Below are 24,156 nucleotides of genomic sequence, written 5' to 3'. Positions count from 1 at the left end.
GCAGACCTTCCCGTCTGCCCGAACCAGTCCGTCCGACGCGAACCATCGTGTGCCCTGGGAGGGGACCCGTGACACTTCCCGTAGCCGTCATCGGGGCCGGACCGTACGGCCTCTCGACCGCCGCCCACCTCAAAGCCCGGGCCGTGCCCACCCGCGTCTTCGGCGCGCCCATGGTGAGCTGGCGCGAGAACATGCCCGCCGGGATGCTGCTGAAGTCGACCCCCAGCGCCTCCGACATCGACGCCCCGCAGCCCGGCCACACCCTCTTCGACTACTGCCAGGACGTGGGGGAGCGGCGCTTCGAGTCCGACTGGGAGATCATTCCCGTCGAGACGTTCGCCGCCTACGGCATGTGGTTCCAGCAGCGCCTGGTGCCCCAGCTGGAGAAGGAGCGCGTGGTCTCCGTCGACCGCCGCGGCTCCGGCGGCTTCGAGATCAAGCTGGACTCCGGTGAGCAGTTCGCCGCCCGCGCCGTGGTCGTCGCCACCGGCCTGACCAACCTCGCCCAGCTGCCGCCCGAGCTGGCCGCCGCCGTGCCGGCCGGCCCGTCCGCGGCCGGGCCGATCTCGCACAGCTCCCAGCACCGCGACCTCGCGGCCTTCGCCGGCAAGCACGTGGTGGTCGTCGGCGCCGGCCAGTCGGCGCTGGAGAGCGCCGTGCTGCTCGCCGAGGCGGGCGCGGCGTCCGTGCGCGTGCTCGCCCGGCGCCGGGGCGCCGTGCGCTTCGGTGCGGCGCCCGACGGGCAGCCGCTGTTCAAGCCCGACACGCCCTTCGGCCGGGCCTGGTCGCTGTACGCGTTCTCGTACCACGCCGACGGCTTCCGCATGCTGCCCGCGCCCACCCGGCAGTACCTGGTGCGCCGGGTGCTCGGCCCGCTGGGCGCCTGGTGGCTGCGGGAGCGGTTCATCGGCAAGGTGCAGGTCACCGAGGGCAAGCGTGTCGTGCGCGCCCGCGTGGAGGCGGGGCGGCCGGTGCTCACGCTCGGTGGTGACGGCGAGGGCGCGGAGAGCGAGCTGCGCGCCGACCACGTCATCGCCGCCACCGGCTACCGGATGGACGTGGCCGCCCTGGACTTCCTGGGCACCGGCCTGCGCACCCGGCTCGCGGTGAGCGCGGGCGGGCCCCGACTCGGCCCGGGCTACCACTCCTCGGTGCCGGGCCTGTTCTTCACCGGCCTGCCGGCCGCCGCCAGCTACGGTCCGGTGATGCGGTTCGTGTGCGGTACGGAGTACGCCTCGCCGCGGTTGTCGAGGGCGGTGGCCGCGCTGTAGTACCGGCGGTAAGCGAGGGGAACACGAGGGAAGGGGGCAGTCGTCACGCCCCGCTGGGACGACTGCCCACACCCCTACGGGGAGTGATCGACTGTCGACCGGATACGCTGACTTTTGGTGGAGACAGCGACACATCGACAATCCCCGTGTTCGCAGGCAGACAGGAGTACCCCTCGTGACCGTCGTCGAGCCTTTTGGGCTGAACGTGCGGGACCAGGCTCTTGAAGCCGATGTCCAGGCCGGGTTGGCCGCTGTCGAGGAGGGCCTCCTCGAGGCCACCAAGAGCGGGGTGCCCTTCATCACCGAGGCGGCCCAGCACCTGGTCAAGGCAGGCGGCAAGCGGTTCCGTCCGCTGCTGGTGATGCTCGCCGCCCAGTTCGGCGACCCGTACGCCCCCGGCGTGGTGCCCTCGGCCGTCGTCGTCGAGCTCACCCACCTCGCCACGCTCTACCACGACGACGTCATGGACGAGGCCGACGTGCGGCGCGGGGTGCCCAGCGCCAACGCCCGCTGGGACAACTCCGTGGCCGTCCTCACCGGCGACTTCCTCTTCTCCCGCGCCTCGCGGATACTCGCCGACCTGGGCCCGGAGGCCGTGCGCATCCAGGCCGAGGCCTTCGAGCGCCTGGTCACCGGCCAGATCCTGGAGACCGCGGGCCCGCGCGACGGCCGCGACCCCATCGAGCACTACCTCGACGTGCTGGCCGGCAAGACCGGCTCGCTGATCGCCGTCTCCGGCCGCTACGGCGCCATGATGTCCGGCGCCGACGAGCGCGTCGTGGAGATCCTCACCCACTACGGCGAGCGCCTGGGCATCGCCTTCCAGCTCGCCGACGACGTCCTGGACATCGCCAGCGACTCCCACGAGTCCGGCAAGACGCCCGGGACGGACCTGCGCGAGGGCATCGCCACCCTCCCGGTGCTGCACCTGCGCGCCCGCGCCGAGGCCACCGGCGCGCCCGAGGACCTGGAGTTGTGCGAGCTGCTCGCGGGCGACCTCACCGACGACGCCCGGCACGCCGAGGTGCTGCGCCGGCTGCGCGTCCACCCCGCCCTGGAGCAGGCCCGGCGCGACACCGTCCGCTACGCCCAGGAGGCCCGCGCAACGCTGGCGCCGCTGCCCGACTGCGCGGCCAAGGCGGCGCTGGAGGACCTGTGCGACGCGGTGGTGCACCGGGCCGGCTGAGGCGTACGCGGCTCCACCCCCCGACCGGTGCTCCCTCACGGGTCGTCATACCGCAGGCGTACGACGACCTGATCCCGTCGGCTGACGACTGGACGCGGTCCCTTTGATGCAATTGAAGGGTCTTCCCGAGCGTCTTCCCCAGCGGTCGGTCACACGACGGAGGTAGAGCAATGGCAGGGATCCACCCGGCACCGGGCACCGACGGTACGGACGGGGCCGAGGCGTCCGCCGCCGGCGGCCGTCGGCGCCGCAAGGCGGTCCGTTACGCGGTACCGGTCGCGGTGGCCGGTGTCGCCGCCGCCACCATCGGCATCGGCTCCGCGCTCGCCAGCACCGGCGACCCGGACCTGCCGAAGATCAGCGCGCAGGACCTCATAGCCAAGATGGCCGCTTCCGACACGCAGCGCATGTCGGGCACGGTCAAGATCAGCACCGACCTGGGGCTGCCCTCCCTGCCCGGCGGCGGCTCCCTGGGCGACCTCGGCGGCAAGAGCGCCGGCAAGGGCGGCGCCTCCGGCGCGGACGCCTCCCCGCAGGCCCGGCTCACCGAGCTCGCGGCCGGCAGCCACACGCTGCGCATCGCCGTCGACGGCCCGGACAAGCAGCGGCTGTCCATCGTCGAGTCCGCCGCCGAGTACAGCGTCGTCCACAACGCCGGCGAGGTCTGGGCGTACGACAGCGCCAGCAACACCGCGTACCACGCCAAGGCCCCGCAGGACGCGCAGAAGCGCGACCACAAGGCCCCCTCGGACGCCGCCGCGATCTCCCCGCAGGAGCTCGCCAAGAAGGTCCTCGCCGCGGCCGACGACACCACCGCCGTCACCGTCGACGGCACGGCCAAGGTGGCCGGCCGCGACACCTACCAGCTGGCGGTCAAGCCCAAGCAGGGCGACTCCACCGTCGAGGCCGTGCGCATCGCCGTGGACGCGAGGACCGGCGTGCCGCTGAAGTTCACCCTCGCCCCCAAGGGCGGCGGCAAGGCGGTCGTCGACGCGGCCTTCACCAAGGTCGACTTCGGCGCCCCGGCCGCCGACACCTTCCGCTTCACCCCGCCCAAGGGCGCCAAGGTGACCGAGGGCGACGCCAAGGACGCCGCCGGCCGCCACGACCGGGCCGGCAAGGCCCTGCCCGAGCTGCCCGGCATGCCCGCCCTCGGGGAGCTGGAGGGCGCCAAGGACGGGAAGAACACGGTTCTCGGCAAGGGCTGGGGCTCGATCGTCCGCATCGACGCCGGCAAGGACGCGGCCACCCAGGCCGAGGCCGGCAAGGCCGCGCCCAAGAAGGACGCGGGCAAGGACGCCGGCAAGGGCGGCGAGCAGAACGCCCAGGCCCTGCTCGACAGCTTCGGCACCAAGGTCTCCGGCGACTTCGGCACCGGACGCCTGTTCAGCACCCGGATCGTCAACGTCCTGATGACCGACGACGGCAAGGTCTACGCCGGCGCCGTCACCAAGGACGCCCTGGTCAAGGCCGCCGACACCACCAAGTGAGCGACGAGGAAGGCACGACCGTGCAGGGGCCGGCCGCCGGCGCCGGCGACCCCGTGATCGAGACCCGCGGGCTCGCCAAGCGCTACCGCGGCGGCCGGCTCGCCGTCGACGGCCTCGACCTCGTCGTGCCGCGCGGCAGCGTCTTCGGCTTCCTCGGGCCCAACGGCTCGGGGAAGACCACCACCATCCGGATGCTCATGGGCCTCATCGAGCCCACCTCCGGCACCGCCCGCGTGCTCGGCGAGGAGATGCCGCGCGCCGTGCGCCGGGTGCTGCCCAGGGTGGGCGCCCTCATCGAGGGCCCCGCCCTGTACGGCTTCCTCTCCGGCCGCGACAACCTCGTACGCCTCGACGCCGCCGACCCGGCCGCCGACCCCCGCACCCGGGCGGCCCGCGTCGGTGCCGCCCTCGACCGCGTCGGCCTCGGCGCGGCCGCGGGCCGCAAGGCCCGCGCGTACTCCCTCGGCATGAAGCAGCGCCTGGGCCTGGCCGCCGCCCTGCTGCAACCCCGCGAGCTCCTCGTCCTCGACGAGCCCACCAACGGCCTCGACCCCCAGGGCATGCGCGAGATCCGCTCCCTGGTGCGCTCCCTGGCCGCCGAGGGCACCACCGTCTTCCTCTCCTCCCACCTCCTCGACGAGATCGAGCAGGTCTGCACCCATGTGGCCGTCATGGCCCGCGGCCGCCTGCTCACCCAGGGCACGGTCGCCGAGCTCGCCGCCTCCGCCCGGGGCCGGCTGGCCGTCACCACCCCCGACACGGCGGAGGCCGTGCGCGTACTGAAGGAGCACGGCGTGCACGACCTCACGGTCACCGACGACCGCGTCACCGGGGAGCCCCCGGCCGGCCTCGCCGAGCCCGCCGACCTCGTCGCCGCCCTCGTCCGCGCCGGCGTGCGCGTGCGGGCCTTCGGCGCCGAGCGGGCCTCGCTGGAGGACGCGTTCGTCGCCCTGACCGGGGAGGGCTTCGATGTCGCGGGCTGACCTCTCGCTGCTGGGCAACGAGGTGGGAACGACCTTCCGGCGGTGGCGCACCCTCGCCCTGCTCGGCGTCCTCGCGGCCGTGCCGGTGCTGGTGGGCATCGCCGTGAAGATCGAGACCGCCGACGGCGGGAGCGCCGGGCACGGCGGGGGCGGGCCGGCCTTCATCAGCCAGGTCACGAACAACGGCCTCTTCCTCGTCTTCACCTCGCTCGCCGTGACCCTGCCGTTCTTCCTGCCCATGGCCATCGGTGTCGTCGCCGGCGACGCGGTGGCCGGCGAGGCCGGCCCGGGCACCCTGCGGTACCTGCTGGTCGCCCCGGCCGGGCGCACCCGGCTGCTGCTGGTGAAGTTCGCGACGACCGTCCTGTTCTGCTGCGCCGCGACCCTCGTCGTCGCGCTGTCCGCGCTGGCGGTGGGGGCCGTGCTCTTCCCGCTGGGGGAGGTCACGCTGATCAGCGGCACCACCGTGTCGTTCGGGGAGGGGCTGCTGCGGGCCCTGGCGATCGCGGGCGTGGTGGCGCTGTCGCTGGTGGGGCTGGCGGCGCTGGGCCTGTTCGTCTCCACGCTGACCGACAGCGGCATCGCGGCGATGGCCACGACGGTGGGCCTGCTGATCACCGTCCAGATCCTCGACCAGTTCCCGCAGGTGGGCGCGGTGCGGTCGTATCTCTTCCCGCACTACTGGCTGAGTTTCGCGGATCTGCTGCGGCAGCCGGTGTACTGGGACGAGGTGCTGCGCAACGTGGGGCTGCAGGGGCTGTACGCGGCGGTCTTCGGCTCGGCGGCGTGGGCGCGGTTCACCTCCCGTGACGTGACGGCGTAGGCCCCGCGCCTGCGCACCGCGCCGGGGCGCGTCCGGCGGATCCTCGTCACGCGCCATCACGGCGCCCCGTAGGGGCGCGGGGCGTTGTCGATCTGCGGCTGCCGCCGCGTGGGCGCGATCGACCGGCGACGGCCCGCAGGCCGACACACCACCCCGGGGCCCGGGCGATCTGCGGGCGCGTCGTGGCTTGTCGCGCAGTTCCCCGCGCCCCTACGGGGCGCCGTGGACAGGCCCCGGCGGATCGGGGCCCCCGGTACCGCGCTCCGCGCGGTCGGCGGCGAGGGGGAAAAGCCCCCGACCGGCGGGGCTGATCCGGGGCCGGGCCGGGCACCCGTCTCCTATGGCCATGCCCGTCCGCGACCGTCCCGCGTACCGGATCAAGCGGTTCCTGCTCGGTCCGCCGCTCGTCACCGGGCGGCTGGCCCGGGAGAAGCTGTCCAATCCGCTGGCGCTCGGCGTCCTCGCCTCCGACTGCATGTCGTCGACCGCGTACGGCCCCGAGGAGATGCTGCGCATCCTCGTGCCCGTCGCGGGGACGGCCGCCTTCACGCTCATCCTGCCCGTCACGGGCGCGATCCTTTTCGTCCTGCTGCTGCTCACCCTCTCCTACCGCGACGTCGTCTCCGTCTACACCCGCGCCGGCGGCTCCTACGTCGTCGCCCGCGAGAACTTCGGGCCGCGCATCGCGCAGATCGCCGCGGTCGCGCTGCTGGTCGACTACATCGTCACCGTCGCCGTGCAGACGGCCGCCGGCACCGATGCGCTGGTCTCGCTCGCGCACCTGACCGGCGACGGCTACACCGGCATCGACCACCTCAAGCTGCCGATCACCGCGGGCGTCGTCGTGCTGCTCATGTACGGCAACCTGCGCGGCCTGCGCGAGGCCGGGCGGACCTTCGCCGCGCCCGCGTACCTGTTCATGCTCGCCATCGCCCTGGTGCTGTGCGTCGGCCTGGTGCGGGCCGTGGCCGGCAGCGGCCTGCCGCACGCGGACGTGCACGCGGTCGGGGCCGTGCCGCTGGGCACGGGCAACGGCTGGCTGTACGGGGCGACCACGTTCATGGTGCTGCGCGCCTTCGCCAACGGCGGTTCGTCGCTGACGGGTCTGGAGGCGATCTCCAACAGCGTCTCCGCCTTCCACCACCCCGAGGGCGTCAACGCCCGCCGCACGCTCACCACGATGAGCTGCATCCTGGGCGCGATGGTCTTCGGCGTCTCGCTGCTGGCCCACTACACGCACGCCATTCCCTACGAGGACGGCAACCCCACCGTCCTGGCCCAGGAGGCCCACCTGGTCTTCGGCGACGGCTGGGCGGGCACGGCGGGGCTGGTGTTCGTGCAGCTGGCCACCGCCCTGATCCTCTACACCGGCGCCAACACGCCCTTCACCGGCTTCCCCTTCCTCGCCAGCTTCGTCGCCGAGGACCGCTTCCTGCCCCGCCAGCTGACCCGCCGCGGCCACCGGCTGGCCTTCTCCAACGGCATCATCTGCCTGACCGTCGTCTCGCTGGCGCTGCTGCTGGTGACGGGCGCGAACGTCGACAAGCTGGTGGCGCTGTACGCCATCGGCGTCTTCACCGGCTTCACGATGGCCGCCGCCGGCATGACGGCCCACCACTGGCGGCGGGGCAGGGGCCCCGCGCACTGGAAGACGGTGGCGAACCTGCTGGCCGCCGTCGTCTCGGCGGCGGTCGTGGTCATCTTCGCCATCACGAAGTTCACCGAGGGCGCCTGGCTGGTGGTCGTGATCTTCCCGCTGGGCGTGTGGGCGCTGATCCGCATCAACCGCCAGTACCGGCAGGAGGCCGCAGCGCTGGAGAACATGCCGGCCTTCGCCACCGACCGCCCCCACTGGCGGCGCCACGTCGTGCACGTCCTCGTCGACAACCTCGACCTGGCCACGCTCAAGGCGCTGCGCTACGCCCACGAGCTGCACCCCGACGAGGTGCGGGCCGTGCACTTCGTCATCGACGCTGAACGGGCGCGCCATTTGACCGAGCGCTGGGACCGCTCGAGCGGCACCACCGTCCCCCTGGAGCTCGTCGACTGCCCCGACCGCCGGCTGCGGCACGCGGTCGCCGACCACGCGGCCCGTACGACGGCGGAGGGCACGACGGCCCTGACGCTGCTGGTGCCCCGGCGCACGTACTCCACCCCGCTGGGCCGGCTGCTGCACCGGGGTACGGCCGAGGAGCTCGCCCGCGTCCTGGAGCAGCTGCCCAACGTGGCCGTGACGATCCTGCCGTTCGACGTGACGCGGGCCATCGAGCAGCAGCACGCCGGCGCCGGGCAGAAAGAAGCAGGTGCGGGCGGGACGGCAGGGTCATGACCGTCATGCGATACGCGCATGCACACGACCGGCCGGGCGGACTACCGTCGCATGGTTGACGTCACCGAGAACGGGGGTCGCCATGCCGTCCACACCGCCCGCCCCGCCCCGGCCGCAGCGCAGCGAGAGCCGCACCGGCCTGCTGTGCGGCGTCGCCGCGTACGGCATCTGGGGGCTCTTCCCGCTGTACTGGCCGCTCCTCGAACCCGCCGGGGCGGTCGAGATCCTCGCCCACCGCATGGTGTGGTCCCTGGTCACCGTCGCCGTCGTGCTGGCCGTCACCCGCCGGTGGCAGTGGATACGCCCGCTGCTGCGGCAGCCCAAACGGCTGGCCGTGGCGGCGCTCGGCGCGGCCGTGATCTCGGTCAACTGGTGGGTGTACATCTGGGCCGTGAACTCCGGGCACGTCGTCGAGACGTCGCTCGGCTACTTCGTCAATCCGCTCGCCACCATCGCCCTGGGCGTCCTCGTGCTGCGCGAGCGGCTGCGCAGGGCGCAGTGGGTGGCCGTCGGGGCCGGCGCGGTGGCGGTGGCGGTGCTCACGGCCGGGTACGGCAAGCCGCCGTGGATCGCGCTGACGATCGCGGCGACCTTCAGCACGTACAGCCTGGTGAAGAAGAAGGTGGGTCTGGGCGGGCTGGAGTCGATGGCCGTGGAGACGGCCGTGCAGTTCCTGCCGGCGCTCGGCGTGCTGCTGTTCCTGGGGGGCCGGGGGCAGTCGACGTTCACCTCCGAGGGGGCCGGGCACGCGCTGCTGCTGATGGGCACCGGTGTGATCACCGCGGTGCCGCTGGTCTCCTTCGGCGCGGCGGCGGTGCGGCTGCCGCTGTCGGTGATCGGCATGCTGCAGTACCTCGCGCCGGTCTTCCAGTTCGCGCTCGGGCTGGTGGTCTTCCACGAGGCGATGCCGCCCGAGCGGTGGGCGGGCTTCGCGCTGGTGTGGGTGGCGCTGGCGGTGCTCACGGGGGACGCGCTGCGTACGGCCCGTCACGCTCGGGTGCAGGTGCAAACGGCCCGGCGCCAGGCGGCCGTTGGTAACACAGAAAAAACAATTGCCCCTCAGGACACGGAAACCACAGCTCAGCGGGGGTGAACGGGCGCCCGGTATCCGGAAACCGGTGATCGGTGTCCTGAACCCGCTCTTGACGCTGCGTCAGGTGCACCTCAGCATCATGGCCACGTCAAACAGAGTTGGGAGCCCCCCATGCTTCTCCACGGACCAACCCTGCGCACGGCGCCGCGAAGATCACGCGGTGCCGTACTCCTCGCCGCCGGCGCGGCCGCAACCGCCGCCCTGCTCGGCACCTCCTCCGTCCCGGCGACCGCGGCACCCACCACCGCGGCCGCCGGGCGGACCGGAACGGCCGCACCCGCGGCTCCCGACATATCCGTCGCCAACGTCAAGGCGCACCTGAACCAGCTGCAGTCCATAGCCAACGCCAACGGCGGCAACCGCGCCCACGGGCGCAGCGGCTACAAGGCGTCCCTCGACTACGTCAAGGGCAAGCTGGACGCGGCCGGCTTCACCACCAGCGTCCAGCAGTTCACCTCCAACGGCGCCACCGGCTACAACCTCGTCGCCGACTGGCCCGGCGGCGACCCCAATCACGTGATCTTCGCCGGTGCCCACCTCGACTCCGTCGGCCGCGGCCCCGGCATCAACGACAACGGCTCCGGCACCGCCGGCATCCTCGAAGTCGCCCTGACCGTCGCCAAGCAGGGCTACAAGCCCGACAAGCACCTGCGCTTCGCCTGGTGGGGAGCCGAGGAGCTGGGCCTGGTCGGCTCGCAGAACTACGTACGCCAGCTCCCCGCCGCCGAGCGGGGCAGGATCGACGCGTACCTGAACTTCGACATGATCGGCTCGCCCAACCCCGGCTACTTCGTCTACGACGACGACCCGCAGCTCGAAGGCGTCTTCAAGGACTTCTTCGCCACCCGCAACATCCCCACCGAGATCGAGACCGAGGGCGACGGCCGCTCCGACCACGCCCCCTTCAAGAACGCCGGCGTGCGGGTCGGCGGCCTCTTCAGCGGCGCCGACTACACCAAGACCGCCGAACAGGCCCAGAAGTGGGGCGGCACCGCAGGCCAGGCCTTCGACCGCTGCTACCACCAGGCGTGCGACACCATCGCCAACATCAACGACACCGCCCTCGACAACAACAGCGACGCCATCGCCTACGGGCTGTGGACCCTGAGCGGCGGTTCCACGACGCCGCCGAGCGGCGGCAAGGTCTTCGAGAGCACGACGACCGTCGACATCCCCGACGCGGGGGCGGCAGTGGACTCCCCGCTCACCGTCTCCGGCCTGACCGGCAACGCGCCGTCGGCCCTCAAGGTCGGTGTCAATATCAAGCACAGCTACCGCGGTGACCTGGTGATCGACCTGGTCGGACCGAGCGGGCGCACGTACCGGCTGAAGTCCTCCAGCGCGAACGACTCGGCGGCGGACGTCGTGGCGACGTACACGGTCGACGCGTCGTCGGAGGCGGCGAACGGCGTCTGGAAGCTGCGCGTGCAGGACGTGGCAGCACAGGACGACGGCTACGTGGCGGGCTGGAAGCTCACGTTCTGACGCCACCGTCGGCAGACGAACGCCGGCCGGGCTGCACAGCAGCCCGGCCGGCGTTCGTCTTCGGGGTACCTACCCCACCACCGTCCATGTGTCGTTGCCGGACAGCAGGCCCGCCAGGTCGCCCTTGCCGCGCTGTTCCACCGCGGCCTCCAGCTGCTGGGCCATCTGTGCCTCGTACACGGGGCGTTCGACGCTGCGGAAGACGCCCACCGGCGTGCGGTGGAGCGTGTCCGGGTCGGCCAGGCGCGAGAGCGCGAACGCCGTCGTCGGGGACGCGGCGTGCGCGTCGTGGACGAGGACGGACGCCTCGTTCTCCGGCGTCACCTCCACGACCTTCAGATCGCCCGTGGCGTGGTCGCGCACGACACCCTTGCCGCCGTCCGCGCCGAAGCGGATGGGGGCGCCGTGCTCCAGGCGGATGACGGCCTCCTGGGCCTGCTCCTTGTCCTTCAGGGCCTCGAACGCACCGTCGTTGAAGATGTTGCAGTTCTGGTAGATCTCCACGAGCGCGGTGCCGGGGTGGGCGGCCGCCTGCCGCAGGACCTCGGTGAGGTGCTTGCGGTCGGAGTCGATGGTGCGGGCCACGAAGGAGGCCTCGGCGCCCAGCGCGAGGGAGACGGGGTTGAAGGGGGCGTCCAGCGAGCCCATCGGCGTGGACTTGGTGATCTTGCCGACCTCGGAGGTCGGCGAGTACTGCCCCTTGGTCAGCCCGTAGATCCGGTTGTTGAACAGCAGGATCTTGAGGTTGACGTTGCGCCGCAGCGCGTGGATGAGGTGGTTGCCGCCGATCGACAGCGCGTCGCCGTCGCCGGTGACGACCCACACCGACAAATCCCGCCGGGAGGCGGCCAGGCCGGTGGCGATGGCCGGGGCGCGCCCGTGGATGGAGTGCATCCCGTAGGTGTTCATGTAGTACGGGAAGCGGGAGGAGCAGCCGATGCCGGAGATGAAGACGATGTTCTCCTTCGCCAGGCCGAGGTCGGGCAGGAAGCCCTGGACGGCGGCGAGGATGGCGTAGTCGCCGCAGCCGGGGCACCAGCGCACTTCCTGGTCGGACTTGAAGTCCTTCATGGATTGCGCGGCGTCGGCCTTGGGGACCAGGGAGAGTGCCTCGATGGTCATCGGATGGCCTCCTTGAACACGGTGGCGAGCTGCTCGGCCTTGAACGGCATGCCGCTGACCTGGGTGTGGGAGCGGACGTCGACGAGGTACTTCGCCCGCAGCAGGGTGGCGAGCTGGCCGAGGTTCATCTCCGGCACGATCACGGTGTCGTAAGCGCGCAGGATCTCGCCCAGGTTCGCGGGGAAGGGGTTGAGGTGGCGCAGGTGCACCTGGGCGAGGTGCTGCCCGCCGCCGCGCACGCGGCGGACCGCGGCGGTGATCGGTCCGTACGTCGAGCCCCAGCCGAGCACCAGCGTGCGGGCCCGGCCCGAGGGGTCGTCGACCTCGATGTCGGGCACGGTGATGCCGTCGATCTTGGCCTGGCGGGTGCGGACCATCAGGTCGTGATTGGCCGGGTCGTAGGAGATGTTGCCGGTGCCGTCCTGCTTCTCGATGCCACCGATGCGGTGCTCCAGCCCGGGGGTGCCGGGCACGGCCCACGGCCGGGCCAGGGTCTGCGGGTCGCGCTTGTACGGCCAGAAGACCTCGGTGCCGTCGGCGAGGGTGTGGTTCGGGCCGGTGGCGAACTGCACGCGCAGGTCCGGCAGTTCGTCGAGCTCGGGGATCCGCCACGGCTCGGAGCCGTTGGCGAGGTAGCCGTCGGAGAGCAGGAAGACGGGGGTGCGGTAGGCCAGCGCGATGCGGGCCGCGTCCAGCGTCGCATCGAAGCAGTCCGCGGGCGTCCTCGGGGCGACGACCGGCACGGGGGCCTCGCCGTTGCGCCCGTACATCGCCTGCAGCAGGTCGGCCTGCTCGGTCTTGGTGGGCAGGCCGGTCGACGGGCCGCCGCGCTGGATGTCGACGATCAGCAGCGGCAGCTCCAGCGACACCGCGAGACCGATCGTCTCCGACTTCAGCGCCACGCCCGGGCCCGAGGTGGTGGTCACCGCCAGGGAGCCGCCGAAGGCCGCGCCGAGCGCGGCGCCGATGCCGGCGATCTCGTCCTCGGCCTGGAAGGTGCGCACACCGAAGTTCTTGTGCTTCGACAGCTCGTGCAGGATGTCGGAGGCCGGCGTGATCGGGTACGAGCCGAGGAACAGCGGCAGGTCCGCCTGCTGCGCGGCGGCGATCAGGCCGTACGCCAGGGCGAGATTGCCGGAGATGTTGCGGTAGGTGCCCGGGGGGAACGCGGAGGTGGCGGGGGCCACCTCGTAGGAGACGGCGAAGTCCTCCGTGGTCTCGCCGAAGTTCCAGCCGGCCCGGAACGCGGCCACGTTCGCCTCGGCGATCTGCGGCTTCTTCGCGAACTTCTTCCGCAGGAAGGCCTCGGTCGTCTCCGTCGGCCGGTGGTACATCCACGACAGCAGGCCCAGCGCGAACATGTTCTTGCTGCGCTCGGCCTCCTTGCGGGAGAGCCCGAACTCCTTGAGCGCCTCGATCGTCAGCGTCGTCAGCGGCACCTTGTGCAGGTGGTAGGCGTCCAGCGAACCGTCCTCGAGCGGGTTGCTGTCGTAGCCCACCTTCGCCATCGGGCGCTTGGCGAACTCGTCGGTGTTGACGATGATCTGCGCGCCCCGCGGCAGATCGCCCACGTTCGCCTTCAGCGCCGCCGGGTTCATCGCCACCAGGACGTCCGGCGCATCACCGGGCGTGAGGATGTCGTGGTCGGCGAAGTGGAGCTGGAAGGACGACACTCCCGGCAGCGTTCCGGCAGGAGCACGGATCTCGGCGGGGAAGTTCGGCAGCGTCGACAAGTCGTTGCCGAACGATGCCGTCTCCGACGTGAACCGGTCTCCCGTCAGCTGCATGCCATCACCGGAGTCACCCGCGAAGCGGATGATGACCCGGTCCAACCGACGGATCTCCTTGGCGGCGGGCGCGCCGCCGGCCTGCTCGGCCGGGCTGCTGACCTCGCTGGTCACTGCTTCGGACCTCCCTTGTGGCGGAGCCGGGCCACATGGTGGCGCGTCCGGCCTTCCCCCGCCATCCTACGGTGGCAAGGTCAGCCTTCCTTGGATGGATCAACGAATCAACAGCGGAGGGCAGGGCTCCGCCCGGCGGGACCGCTCTTCGGACAGACCCGGGCCCGGCCCGCCCCGCTACGAGCGCAGGTACGTCAGCACCGCCAGCACCCGGCGGTGGTCGCCCTCGCTCGGCGCGAGCCCCAGCTTGAGGAAGATGTTGCTGATGTGCTTCTCCACCGCGCCGTCGCTGACGACCAGCTGCTTGGCGATGGCCGAATTGGTGCGGCCCTCGGCCATCAACCCCAGCACTTCCCGCTCCCGCGGGGTGAGCCCCGCCAGGACGTCCTGCTTGCGGCTGCGCCCCAGCAGCTGGGCGACGACCTCCGGGTCCAGCGCGGTGCCCCCGCCGGCCACCCGCACCACCGCGTCCACGAACTCGCGCACGTCGGCGACGCGGTCCTTCAGCAGGTAGCCCACGCCCCGGCTGCTGCCGGCCAGCAGCTCCGTGGCGTACTGCTCCTCGACGTACTGCGAGAGCACCAGCACGCCCAGCTCCGGGTGCTCGCCGCGCAGCCGCACCGCCGCGCGCACGCCCTCGTCGGTGTGGGTGGGGGGCATCCGCACGTCGGCGACCACGACGTCCGGCAGCGCGCCCTCGGCCGCCAGTTCGCCGACCGTCTTGAGCAGGGCCTCGGCGTCGCCCACGCCGGCCACGACCTCGTGCCCGCGGTCGGTCAGCAGCCGGGTCAGGCCCTCCCGCAGCAGCACCGAGTCCTCGGCGATGACCACCCGCACCCGCTGCACCGCGTCCTGCACGATCCGACCTCCGGTCACCCTGGCGACGCCACCCCCCGTGGGCAGCCCTGCCGACTGCCCACCAGCATCGCAGCATCGCGGGTGACGGAGCGCCGTCAGCGGCTGCGCCAGGGGAGTTCGGCGGTGACGGTGGTGGGTCCGCCGGCGGGGGAGTCGAGGGTGAGGGCACCGTCGACGGAGCCGAGGCGTTCGGCGAGCCCGGCGAGTCCGCTGCCGTGGGCGGTGGTGGCGCCGCCGTGGCCGTTGTCGGTGACGCGCAGGTGGAGGCGGTTGCCGCGCTTGTGCACGCGGATCTCGGCCCGGGTGGCGTGGCTGTGCTTGCTGATGTTCTGCAGGAGTTCGGAGACGGTGAAGTAGGCGATGCCTTCGATGGCGGGTGCCGGCCGGTCGGGGAGCTCGACGGTGACGGTGACGGGGACGGCGCAGCGGGCGGCGACGGAGGACAGGGCGGGGCCGAGGCCTCGGTCGGTGAGGATCGCCGGATGGATGCCGCGGGCCAGGTCGCGCAGTTCCTGCAGGGCCAGCTTCACCTCGCCGTGCGCCTCGTCCACCAGCCGGGCGGCGGCCTGCGGATCGGACTGCGCCTTGTCCTTCGCCATCCCCAGGTCCATGGCGAGGGCGGCCAGGCGGGCCTGGGCGCCGTCGTGCAGGTCGCGCTCGATGCGGCGCAGATCGGCGGCGGCGGTGTCCACGGCCACGCCGCGGTCCTCCTCCAGCTCCGACACGCGCGCGGCCAGCACCGACGGGCCCAGCAGCCCCGACACCAGCAGCCGGTTGACGGCCGTCAGACCACGCAGCACCCAGGGCATCGCCAGCACCAGCAGCAGACCGAGGACGCAGGTCACGCCGACCTCGAACGGGGTGTCGACGTAGTACGCGTGGCCCTCCGAGTCGCCGTACAGCTGGATGCCGGGATGACCGACGTACCTCTTGGGCACCCACTGCCACGCCGGGTACAGGAACAGCAGCCAGCCCACCGTCGTGACGACGACCGCCACGACGAAGGAGAAGATCGCCCACGGCAGGCACAGCACCGTATACAGCAGGTTCCGCCAGGACGTCCCGCTCTTGAGCAGCGCCCCCACCCAGGTCATCAGGCCACCGCGGGCCCTGCGCCCGGCGCGGGCCGGCCGCGGGCGTACGGGCTCCGGCTCGCCGACCCGCAGGCCCAGCAGCGCCCGGGCCCGCGCCCGCTCCAGCGCACCCAGCCCGCGCGCCCCCGCCAGGGTGCCCGCCAGCAGCGGCACGCCGAGGAAGGTCACCAGCAGGCCCACGCTGAGGGTGGTCATCACCACCCCGTACGCGAAGGTGAACACCGCGATCGGCAGGCCGAGCATCACGTACAGGAACTCGCGCCAGGTGCGGCCCGCCAGCGGGGCGCGCAGCGCGACCGGCACCCGCGGCCGCCGGGGTGCCGCCGGCGCGGTGTGTCCGTGGGGGAGGGCCATGTCGTCGTCCGTTCTCCTGGGGTGGCGCGCCGGGTCGGGCGCGGCTGTCGTCGTCCCCTCCAGCCTCCCGGGGCGGGGCCGTCCGGACCATGAGGAGAGCGGGCGTCCCGGGGGTGGGGGATTCCCCACCCCCGGAAGCGTCAGCGGCTGCGCCAGGGGAGTTCGGCGGTGACGGTGGTGGGTCCGCCGGCGGGGGAGTGGACCGTCAGCGCACCGTCGACGGAGCCCAGGCGTTCGGCGAGCCCGGCCAGGCCGCTGCCGTTCGCGGGGGAGGCGCCGCCGCGGCCGTCGTCGGTGACGCGCAGGTGGAGGCGCTCGCCGCGCTTGTGCACGCGGACCTCGGCCCGGGTGGCGTGGCTGTGCTTGCTGATGTTCTGCAGGAGTTCCGAGACGGTGAAGTAGGCGATGCCTTCGATGGCAGGTGCCGGCCGGTCCCGGAGCTCGACGGTCACCGTCACGGGAACGGTGCAGCGGGCGGCGACCGAGGACAGGGCCGGGCCCAGGCCTCGGTCGGTGAGGATCGCCGGATGGATGCCGCGGGCCAGATCCCGCAGCTCCTGCAGGGCCAGCTTCACCTCGCCGTGCGCCTCGTCCACCATGCGGGCCGCCGCGTCCGGGTCCTCCAGCACCTTCTCCTTCGCCAGGCCCAGCCCCATCGCCAGCGCGACCAGCCGCGCCTGGGCGCCGTCGTGCAGATCGCGCTCGATACGGCGCAGATCGGCGGCCGCGGTGTCCACGACGATGCCGCGGTCCTCCTCCAGCTCCGCGATCCGCCGCTCCAGCTCGCCGGAGGGCGACAGCAGCCCGCGCACCATCGCCCGGTCCACGTTCGACAGCCCCCGCGTGATCCAGCCCAGCAGCGGCCAGGCGACCAGGAGGGAGACCAGCGTGACGGCGAAGGTGAGAACACCCCATGGCAATCTGATGAACGCGTACAGCGTGCTGCGCCACGCCACCGGGTCCCGCAGCGACCTCCACATCCGGGCGAGCACCCCCTGGGCACCCAGCCGCTGCAGCCGGCTCGGCTCGTCGACGTGCACGCCCAGCAGGGCGCGCGCCCGCCGGCGCTCGATGCGCCCGAGCACCCGCGCGCCCGTCAGGCCGGCCGCCAGCAGCGGCAGCCCCACCACGGTCACCGACAGCGCCACGCCGGCATAGAGCCACAAGGAGACGTAGAGGAAGCCGCCGATGCCCGCCGCGAGGTTCAGCAGCAAGTGGACGACCTCCTTCCATGTGGTGGCGGAGAAGGCCGGGCGGACGGGCGGAAGCGCCTCGTCGCCGCTGAGGTCCGAGGTGGTGCGGGCGGTCATGGCGCAAGCCTGCCCCGGCCCCGCCCCCCACCGCCATGGGGGCCGTGGGGGACCTCCGGTGGGGATAACCCCACCCCCCGCCCCGCCCGCCCCACGGACCGCGGCGGCCCACCCCGGCCCGGGCAGGGCCTAGACTCGCGTGCGTACAGATCGTCGAACAAACAGGACAGGGAGCGAGGGGCGGACGTGCCGAAGGCGACCGTGCGCACCAGCGGCGCCGCCGTCCAGCTCGCGGCGGACTACTTCCACGGCTACGCCGTGGTCGGGCTGCTCGCGGCGATCGGCGTGCTCTTCGTCGTCGTCGCGTTCACCGCGGGCCGGCTGCTGCGGCCGGTGGTGCCGACGCCGGAGAAACTGCTGACCTACGAGTGCGGCGTCGACCCGGTCGGCGAGGGCTGGGCGCACACGCAGGTGCGCTACTACGTCTACGCCTTCCTGTACGTGATCTTCGCGGTGGACTCGATCTTCCTGTTCCCCTGGGCGACGGTGTTCGCCGCACCGGGCTTCGGCGGAGCGACGCTGGTGGAGATGTTCGTCTTCCTCGGCTTCCTCGCCGTGGGCCTGTTGTACGCATGGAAGAAGGGCGTCCTGGAATGGACGTGACACGCAGGAGCCTCGGACCGCTCGCCCGGCTCGCCCCCGAGCCCATGAAGGTCGTCCTCAACTGGGGACGCCGCTACAGCCTGTGGGTGTTCAACTTCGGGCTCGCCTGCTGCGCGATCGAATTCATCGCCGCATCCATGGCCCGCCACGACTTCATCCGGCTCGGCGTCATCCCCTTCGCCCCCGGACCGCGCCAGGCCGACCTCATGATCGTCTCCGGCACGGTGACGGACAAGATGGCGCCCGCGGTCAAGCGGCTCTACGAACAGATGCCCGAACCGAAGTACGTGATCTCCTTCGGCGCCTGCTCCAACTGCGGCGGGCCCTACTGGGACTCCTACTCCGTCACCAAGGGCGTCGACCAGATCATCCCCGTCGACGTCTACGTACCCGGCTGCCCGCCCCGGCCCGAAGCACTGCTCCAGGGCATCCTCAAGCTCCAGGAGAAGATCGCCCAGGAGTCCCTCGGCGAGCGCTACGGAACCGCCGCCGGCGCTGCCACGGCCGGACAGCTGCGCAGCGGGCTGATCACCCCGCCGCCGGCGCCCGCGCCGGCCCCCGAGGAGACGGAACGATGAGCGAGCCCACGGTGGGATGGCTGCCGCGCGGCGCCACGGACCTCTTCGGCGAGGGCGCGACCGCCGAGGAGGCCTACGACCTGCTCACCGTCGACGTCCCCGCCGAAGCGTGGCTCCCGGCCCTGACGACCGCCCGCGACGCGCTCGGCTGCACCTTCTTCGACTGGCTCAGCGCCGTCGACGAACCCGGCACCGGCCTGCGCATCTCCGCCCACGTGGCCGCCCTGCCGGCACAGCACGGCGGCGCCGTGCACCGCCTGCTCCTGCGCACGACCGTCCCCCACGACGCCGCCACCCTGCCGACGGCGACCGGCGTCTACGCCGGCGCGGCATGGCACGAGCGCGAGACGCACGAGATGTTCGGCATCGACTTCGCGGGCCACCCGCACCTGGAACCCCTGCTGCTCCCCGACGGCTTCGAGGGCCACCCCCTGCGCAAGGACTTCGTCCTCGCCGCACGCGTGGTCAAGGCCTGGCCGGGCGCCAAGGAACCGGGCGAATCCGCCGAGGGCGGCCCCAAGCGCCGCCAGATGCTCCCCCCGGGCGTCCCCGACCCCAACGAATGGGGCCCCCTCAAGGGCCAGCTCCCCCCGGCCCCGACCCGCCCGGAGCGCCGCGCACCGTCCGGCGACCGCGCCACGCCCCCGCGGCGCGCGCGGAGCGTCAGCGAAGGCTCGGCGAGCCAGGCCGCTCCGCGGCGTGCGCGCAGCGCGGCCGAGGGCTCGGCGAGCCAGGCGCCGGCGGCGCCGCGCCGCACCCGCTCGGCGGCGGACGGCTCCGCCAGCCAGGCCGCTCCGCGGAGTGCGAGCGAGGGCGCGGCGCCCGCGCCGCGCTCGTCGGACGCCCCCTGGCACCACGCCCGCCCGGCCTTCGACGAGCCCGCCGCCCGCCCGGCCGAGCCCCCAGCCACCCCCGACACCCGGCCCGAGCCGACGGGGCCGGCGGAGCCGACTGACGGTGCCGCCGCCCCTTCCCGCCGCGACGGCGACCGGCCCGAGCGGCCGGGCCCGGCGGAATCGGACGCGCCCCAGCCCTCGGGCGACGGCGCAGCACCGACCCCCCGCCGCGACGGCGACCGGCGCGAACCGGCGCCCCCGGCGGAGCCGGACTCACCCCAGCCGGCCGACGCCGCGCCGGGCGACGGCGCCCAGCCCGAGCCGCCCGCCCCGGCGGAGCCGCCCGGTAAGGAACCCGGGGCCGGGCCCCAGACACGTACGAACCCCGCCGGAGGCGAGAGCGCATGAGCAGCGAGACCGTCGACGTCGTGCTGCGTCTGCTCGCCGTCTTCGTCGTCTTCCTCGTGCTTCCGCTCGTCATCGGGCAGACCGAGCACAAGGTGATGGCGCACATGCAGGGCCGGCTGGGGCCGATGTACGCCGGTGGGTTCCATGGGTGGGCTCAGCTGGTGGCGGACGGGGTGAAGTTCGCGCAGAAGGAGGACGTCGTCCCGAGGGACGCCGACCGGCGCGTGTTCCAGTTGGCGCCGGCCGTGGCGTTGCTGCCGTACCTGCTGGTGCTGGTGGCGCTGCCCGTAGGGCCCGGCAACGCCGTCGGGCAGGTCGTCGACGCCGGCATCTTCTTCGTGCTCGCCGTGATGGGCGTGGGCGTGCTCGGTTCGCTGATGGCCGGCTGGGCCTCGGCGAACAAGTTCTCCCTCCTCGGGGGTCTGCGCACCGCCGCGCAGCTGCTCGCCTACGAGCTGCCGATGCTGCTGGCGGCCGCGTCCGTCGCGATGGCGGCGGGCACGGTGTCGTTGCCGGGCATCGTGGACGCCTTCCACTGGTGGTGGGTGCCGTGGCAGATCGTGGGCGGCCTGGTGTTCTTCACCGCGGGCCTGGCCGAGCTGCAGCGGCCGCCGTTCGACATGCCGGTGGCCGATTCGGAGATCATTTTCGGCGCGTACACCGAGTACACGGGTCTGCGGTTCGCGATGTTCCTGCTCGCCGAGTACGCCGGCATCGTGGTGCTGTGCGGTCTGACGACCGTGCTGTTCCTCGGTGGGTGGCACGGCCCGTTCGGGGCCGACGGTCTGGGCTGGCTGTGGACGCTGCTGAAGACGGCCGTCCTCGCCTTCGTCGTGATCTGGCTGCGGGTGAGCTATCCGCGGCTGCGCGAGGACCAGCTGCAGAAGCTGGCCTGGACGGTGCTGATCCCGCTGGCTCTCGCGCAGATCGCGCTCACGGGTGTCGTGAAGGTGGTGATGCAGTGATGGGCGTTCCCGGATCGGGTCTGGCCAAGGGGCTGGCGGTCACGCTGCGGACGATGACGCGGCGTGCGCAGACCGTGCAGTACCCGGATGCGCAGCCGGAGCTGCCGCCGCGTACGCGCGGTGTGATCGGGCTGTTCGAGGAGAACTGCACGGTGTGCATGCTGTGCGCCCGCGAGTGCCCGGACTGGTGCATCTACATCGACTCCCACAAGGAGACCGTGCCGGCGGCGGTGCCGGGCGGCCGCGAGCGCAGCCGCAACGTGCTGGACCGCTTCGCGATCGACTTCGCGTTGTGCATGTACTGCGGCATCTGCATCGAGGTGTGTCCGTTCGACGCGTTGTTCTGGTCGCCGGAGTTCGAGTACGCGGAGACCGACATCCAGGAGCTGACGCACGAGCGGGACAAGCTCCGCGAGTGGATGTGGACGGTTCCGGAGCCGCCGGCGCTCGATGCGGCGGCGGAGGAGCCGAAGGAGATCGTGGCGGCGCGCAAGACGGCCGAGAAGCTGGCGGCCCAGCAGGAGAAGGAACAGGGAGAGGACACATGAGCGCGACTCACGCCTTTCTCTCCCCCTCCGGCGTGGAGATCGCCTTCCTGCTCGTCGGTGTCGTGACCCTGGGCGCCGCGGCGGTCGCCGTCACGACCCGGCAGCTGGTGCACGCGGCCCTGTGGCTGGTCGTGGCGCTGGGCGGGCTGGCCGTGGAGTACCTGCTGCTGACGGCGGAGTTCATCGCCTGGGTGCAGGTGCTGATCTACGTCGGCTCGGTGGTGGTGCTGCTGCTCTTCGGGCTCATGCTCACCAGGGCTCCCATCGGCCGCTCCCCGGACGCCGACTCCGGCAACCGCTGGGCGGCTCTGGCCGTCGCGGGTGCTGCGGCCGCGGCCCTGGTGTGGGTGGTCGTCGACGCCTTCCGTACGACGTGGATCGACCTGGACGGCGCGCCGCAGGGCACCACGAAGGTGTCGGGGGAGATCCTCTTCCGGCACTGGGTGCTGCCGTTCGAAGCGCTGTCGGTGCTGCTGCTGGCGGCGCTGGTGGGTGCGATCGTGCTGTCCCGCAGGAAGAAGGAGGAGCAGCGCTGATGCACCTGGTGTACCCGGCCGTGCTGGCCGCCCTTCTCTTCTGCACCGGCCTGTACGGCGTGCTGGCCCGGCGCAACGCCATCCTGGTGCTGATGTCCGTCGAGCTGATGCTCAACGCCGTCAACCTCAACCTCGTCGCCTTCGACGTGTGGCTGCGCGACACGCTGCACGCCGGCCAGGCGCTGACCCTGTTCACCATCGCCATCGCCGCCGCCGAGATCGGCATCGGCCTGGCGATCGTCCTGATGGTGTACCGCAACCGCGGCACCGCCGACGTCGACCGGCTGCGCGACCTGCGCGACGACGCGCCGGAGGAGCCCGGGCCCACGGCCGGGCCGCAGCAGAAGGCGGAGGCTGCCGCGTGAGCACCACGACCACCGCCGTTCTCGTTCCCCTGCTGCCCTTCCTCGGTGCGCTCGCCGGCCTGCTGACGGGCCGCCGCGCGCCCGGTTTCGTACGGCCGCTGGCCGTGCTGCCGACGCTGGCCGCGGCCGTGCTCGCGGTCGTGGTCGCCTGCCGGCAGGGCGGCGGCAGCGGCCCGGGCGAGGCGATCGACGCCGCCACGCGGCTGACCCCGACCGGCTCGGTGCCGATCGACCTGGCCCTGCACCTGGACGGCTTCGCCGTGCTGGTGGCGGTGCTGGTCGGTGTCGTGGCCACCTGCGTGCAGCTGTACTCGACGGCGTACCTGCGCGACGACCCCCGCTACCCCTCGTACGCGGCGCTGGTCTCGCTGTTCACTTCCGCGATGCTCCTCGTCGTCTACTCGGGCGACCTGATGGTGCTGCTGGTCGGCTGGGAGGTCATGGGCATCTGCTCGTACTTCCTGGTGGGCCACTACTGGGAGACCGAGGCCGCCCGGGCGGCGTCCCTGAAGGCGTTCCTGGTCACGAAGCTGGGCGACGTCCCCTTCCTGATCGGCGTCTTCGCGCTGGCCGCCGACGCCGGAACGTTCCGGATCAACGGCATCCTCACCACGGCCGCGGCCGGTGACCTCACGCACCCCACGCTGGTGGCGCTGCTGCTGCTCGCGGGCGTGGCGGGCAAGTCGGCGCAGTTCCCCCTGCACACGTGGCTGCCCGACGCGATGGCGGGCCCCACGCCCGTCTCCGCGCTGATCCACGCCGCGACGATGGTCGCGGCCGGCGTCTACCTCGTCGCCCGGCTGCTGCCCGTCTTCGCCGCCTCCGCGGCGGCGCTGGTCGTGCTCGCCGTGATGGCCGCGGTCACGATGGTCGGCTCGGCCCTGGCCGCGCTCGCCCAGGACGACATCAAGCGCGTCCTCGCCTATTCGACCGTCGGCCAGCTCGGCTACATGACCGGTGCCCTGGCCGTCGGCGACCGCGGCGCTGCCGTCTTCCACCTCCTGTCGCACGGCGCCTTCAAGGCGCTGCTGTTCCTCGGCGCGGGCGTGGTCATCCACGCGGCCGGCACCAACTCGCTGGCCGCGACCTCCCGCATGAGCGGCCTGGCCCGGCGCGTCCCGGACGCGTACTGGACGATGACCGTCGGCCTGCTGGCGCTGGCCGCGATCCCGCCGTTCAGCGGCTTCTTCTCCAAGGAGGCCGTCCTGGGCGCCGCCGAGCGGGCCACCGCGGGTGAGGCCCACGGCATCCCCGCCACCGCGGCCGGCCCGGCCGGCTGGACGGTGCTCGTCGCCGGACTGCTCACCGCCGTGCTCACCGCCGCCTACGCCGCCCGCTTGTGGCTGCTCGCCTTCCACGGCAAGGGCACCGAGGCACCGGACCACGGCAGGGAACCGGCGGCCATGACCACCGTGCTGTGGGTGCTGTTCGTGCCCACCACCGCCTTCGGCCTGGCTGCCTGGCAGCTGCCCGACTGGTTCGACGGGCGGTCGCTGACCCCGACGCTCACCACCTCCGTGCTGTCCACCGGCTGCGCGCTCGCCGGCGTGCTCGTCACGTACGCGGCCTGGCGGCGCAGCGCCGCGCTGGCCGCCCGTACGCCGCTCGGCGCGGTCGCCGCCGACCCGCGCGAGGCGCCGTACGTCTCCGAGGAGGAGAGCATCGCCACCCACGAGGCCGCCTACGGCGGCATCGCCGGCGCCCCGGACCCGGCCGACCCCGGCCGGCTCCTGCTGGGCCCCCTGCACCGGCACGCCGTCAGCGGCTTCCACCTGGACGCCGTGTACTCCGCGCTCCTCGTGCGGCCCGCCCGCGGCGCCGCGCGGCTCGCCCACTTCCTCGACCGCGAGGTCGTGGACGGGTACGTGCGCGGGGCCGGAACCGCCCCCGGTCTGCTGGGCGCGGCCGTCCGCCGGGCGCAGACCGGCAACGTGCAGACCTACCTCGGCGCCCTCCTCGCCGGTTCCGTCGTCCTGGCCGTCGCCGCCGTGCTGCTGGTCACGGGAGCGTGAGCGCAA

The 24,156-nt window shown here is 72.8% G+C and carries 21 protein-coding genes; 16 read left to right on the top strand and 5 right to left on the bottom strand.

Annotated features, from left to right (window positions below; genetic code table 11):
- Positions 1-68 precede the first annotated feature (68 nt).
- The 8 genes from AB0K17_RS11410 (at position 69) to AB0K17_RS11375 (ending at position 10,660) form a co-directional block, all read left to right on the top strand.
- Positions 69-1,271 carry an FAD-dependent oxidoreductase gene (locus AB0K17_RS11410; RefSeq protein WP_365968777.1) on the top strand — a complete coding sequence of 401 codons (1,203 nt, stop codon included), beginning with the start codon at positions 69-71 and terminating at the stop codon, positions 1,269-1,271.
- A gap of 175 nt (positions 1,272-1,446) precedes the next feature.
- Complete coding sequence (locus AB0K17_RS11405) at positions 1,447-2,457, top strand: polyprenyl synthetase family protein (protein ID WP_365968776.1); 1,011 nt, start codon at positions 1,447-1,449, stop codon at positions 2,455-2,457.
- A 170-nt stretch (positions 2,458-2,627) separates the two neighbouring features.
- Positions 2,628-3,947, top strand: a complete 1,320-nt coding sequence (locus AB0K17_RS11400) for a DUF2092 domain-containing protein (RefSeq protein WP_365968775.1) — start codon at positions 2,628-2,630, stop codon at positions 3,945-3,947.
- Complete coding sequence (locus AB0K17_RS11395; RefSeq protein WP_365968774.1) at positions 3,944-4,930, top strand: ABC transporter ATP-binding protein; 987 nt, start codon at positions 3,944-3,946, stop codon at positions 4,928-4,930. The genes AB0K17_RS11400 and AB0K17_RS11395 overlap by 4 nt, the downstream gene beginning before the upstream one ends.
- Positions 4,917-5,753: an ABC transporter permease gene (locus AB0K17_RS11390; protein ID WP_365968773.1), complete on the top strand. Its 837-nt coding sequence runs from the start codon at positions 4,917-4,919 to the stop codon at positions 5,751-5,753. The genes AB0K17_RS11395 and AB0K17_RS11390 overlap by 14 nt, the downstream gene beginning before the upstream one ends.
- Positions 5,754-6,093: 340 nt before the next feature.
- Positions 6,094-8,082: an APC family permease gene (locus AB0K17_RS11385; RefSeq protein ID WP_365968772.1), complete on the top strand. Its 1,989-nt coding sequence runs from the start codon at positions 6,094-6,096 to the stop codon at positions 8,080-8,082.
- A gap of 82 nt (positions 8,083-8,164) precedes the next feature.
- Positions 8,165-9,175 (top strand): EamA family transporter RarD, encoded by a 1,011-nt coding sequence (rarD, locus tag AB0K17_RS11380; protein ID WP_365968771.1) that lies wholly within the window; start codon positions 8,165-8,167, stop codon positions 9,173-9,175.
- Positions 9,176-9,286: 111 nt separating this feature from the next.
- Entirely contained in the window at positions 9,287-10,660 is a 1,374-nt protein-coding gene (locus tag AB0K17_RS11375; protein ID WP_365968770.1) for a M20/M25/M40 family metallo-hydrolase, read from the top strand.
- A gap of 69 nt (positions 10,661-10,729) precedes the next feature.
- On the opposite strand, the gene AB0K17_RS11370 is transcribed toward AB0K17_RS11375, so the two are convergent.
- From AB0K17_RS11370 to AB0K17_RS11350, 5 genes are all read right to left on the bottom strand, one after another.
- Positions 10,730-11,782, bottom strand: a complete 1,053-nt coding sequence (locus tag AB0K17_RS11370) for a 2-oxoacid:ferredoxin oxidoreductase subunit beta (protein WP_365968769.1) — start codon at positions 11,780-11,782, stop codon at positions 10,730-10,732.
- On the bottom strand, positions 11,779-13,683 hold the full coding sequence (locus tag AB0K17_RS11365; protein WP_365968768.1) for a 2-oxoacid:acceptor oxidoreductase subunit alpha: 1,905 nt from the start codon (positions 13,681-13,683) through the stop codon (positions 11,779-11,781). Before AB0K17_RS11365 ends, AB0K17_RS11370 begins: the two co-directional genes overlap by 4 nt.
- Before the next feature lie 177 nt (positions 13,684-13,860).
- Positions 13,861-14,520, bottom strand: a complete 660-nt coding sequence (locus AB0K17_RS11360) for a response regulator transcription factor (protein ID WP_365968801.1) — start codon at positions 14,518-14,520, stop codon at positions 13,861-13,863.
- A 116-nt stretch (positions 14,521-14,636) separates the two neighbouring features.
- Positions 14,637-15,989 carry a sensor domain-containing protein gene (locus tag AB0K17_RS11355; protein WP_365968767.1) on the bottom strand — a complete coding sequence of 451 codons (1,353 nt, stop codon included), beginning with the start codon at positions 15,987-15,989 and terminating at the stop codon, positions 14,637-14,639.
- 140 nt (positions 15,990-16,129) lie between these two features.
- Entirely contained in the window at positions 16,130-17,299 is a 1,170-nt protein-coding gene (locus AB0K17_RS11350; RefSeq protein ID WP_365968766.1) for a sensor domain-containing protein, read from the bottom strand.
- 186 nt (positions 17,300-17,485) lie between these two features.
- Between AB0K17_RS11350 and AB0K17_RS11345 the strand changes: the two genes are divergently transcribed.
- Genes AB0K17_RS11345 through AB0K17_RS11310 form a run of 8 tightly spaced genes read left to right on the top strand, consistent with a single transcriptional unit; the run spans position 17,486 to position 24,150 of the window.
- The gene (locus tag AB0K17_RS11345; protein WP_365968765.1) at positions 17,486-17,902 is read left to right on the top strand and encodes an NADH-quinone oxidoreductase subunit A; all 417 of its coding nucleotides are present in this window, start codon (positions 17,486-17,488) and stop codon (positions 17,900-17,902) included.
- Positions 17,893-18,480 carry an NADH-quinone oxidoreductase subunit B family protein gene (locus AB0K17_RS11340; RefSeq protein WP_365968764.1) on the top strand — a complete coding sequence of 196 codons (588 nt, stop codon included), beginning with the start codon at positions 17,893-17,895 and terminating at the stop codon, positions 18,478-18,480. Before AB0K17_RS11345 ends, AB0K17_RS11340 begins: the two co-directional genes overlap by 10 nt.
- Entirely contained in the window at positions 18,477-19,724 is a 1,248-nt protein-coding gene (locus AB0K17_RS11335) for an NADH-quinone oxidoreductase subunit C (RefSeq protein WP_365982828.1), read from the top strand. Before AB0K17_RS11340 ends, AB0K17_RS11335 begins: the two co-directional genes overlap by 4 nt.
- Positions 19,721-20,689, top strand: a complete 969-nt coding sequence (locus tag AB0K17_RS11330; RefSeq protein WP_365968762.1) for a complex I subunit 1 family protein — start codon at positions 19,721-19,723, stop codon at positions 20,687-20,689. The genes AB0K17_RS11335 and AB0K17_RS11330 overlap by 4 nt, the downstream gene beginning before the upstream one ends.
- A complete protein-coding gene (locus AB0K17_RS11325; protein ID WP_365968761.1) occupies positions 20,686-21,237 on the top strand; it encodes an NADH-quinone oxidoreductase subunit I in 552 nt (183 codons plus the stop codon). Before AB0K17_RS11330 ends, AB0K17_RS11325 begins: the two co-directional genes overlap by 4 nt.
- Positions 21,234-21,773: an NADH-quinone oxidoreductase subunit J gene (locus AB0K17_RS11320; RefSeq protein WP_365968760.1), complete on the top strand. Its 540-nt coding sequence runs from the start codon at positions 21,234-21,236 to the stop codon at positions 21,771-21,773. The genes AB0K17_RS11325 and AB0K17_RS11320 overlap by 4 nt, the downstream gene beginning before the upstream one ends.
- Complete coding sequence (nuoK, locus tag AB0K17_RS11315) at positions 21,773-22,138, top strand: NADH-quinone oxidoreductase subunit NuoK (protein ID WP_365968759.1); 366 nt, start codon at positions 21,773-21,775, stop codon at positions 22,136-22,138. The genes AB0K17_RS11320 and nuoK overlap by 1 nt, the downstream gene beginning before the upstream one ends.
- Positions 22,135-24,150 (top strand): NADH-quinone oxidoreductase subunit L, encoded by a 2,016-nt coding sequence (locus tag AB0K17_RS11310; RefSeq protein WP_365968758.1) that lies wholly within the window; start codon positions 22,135-22,137, stop codon positions 24,148-24,150. Before nuoK ends, AB0K17_RS11310 begins: the two co-directional genes overlap by 4 nt.
- Positions 24,151-24,156 lie beyond the last annotated feature (6 nt).

Source organism: Streptomyces sp. NPDC049585, assembly GCF_040675615.1.
In the GTDB taxonomy this organism is placed as follows: Bacteria; Actinomycetota; Actinomycetes; order Streptomycetales; family Streptomycetaceae; genus Streptomyces; species Streptomyces luteosporeus.
The sequence above is the reverse complement of the archived record's forward strand: the minus strand, read 5'-3'. Positions and strand labels throughout refer to the sequence as shown.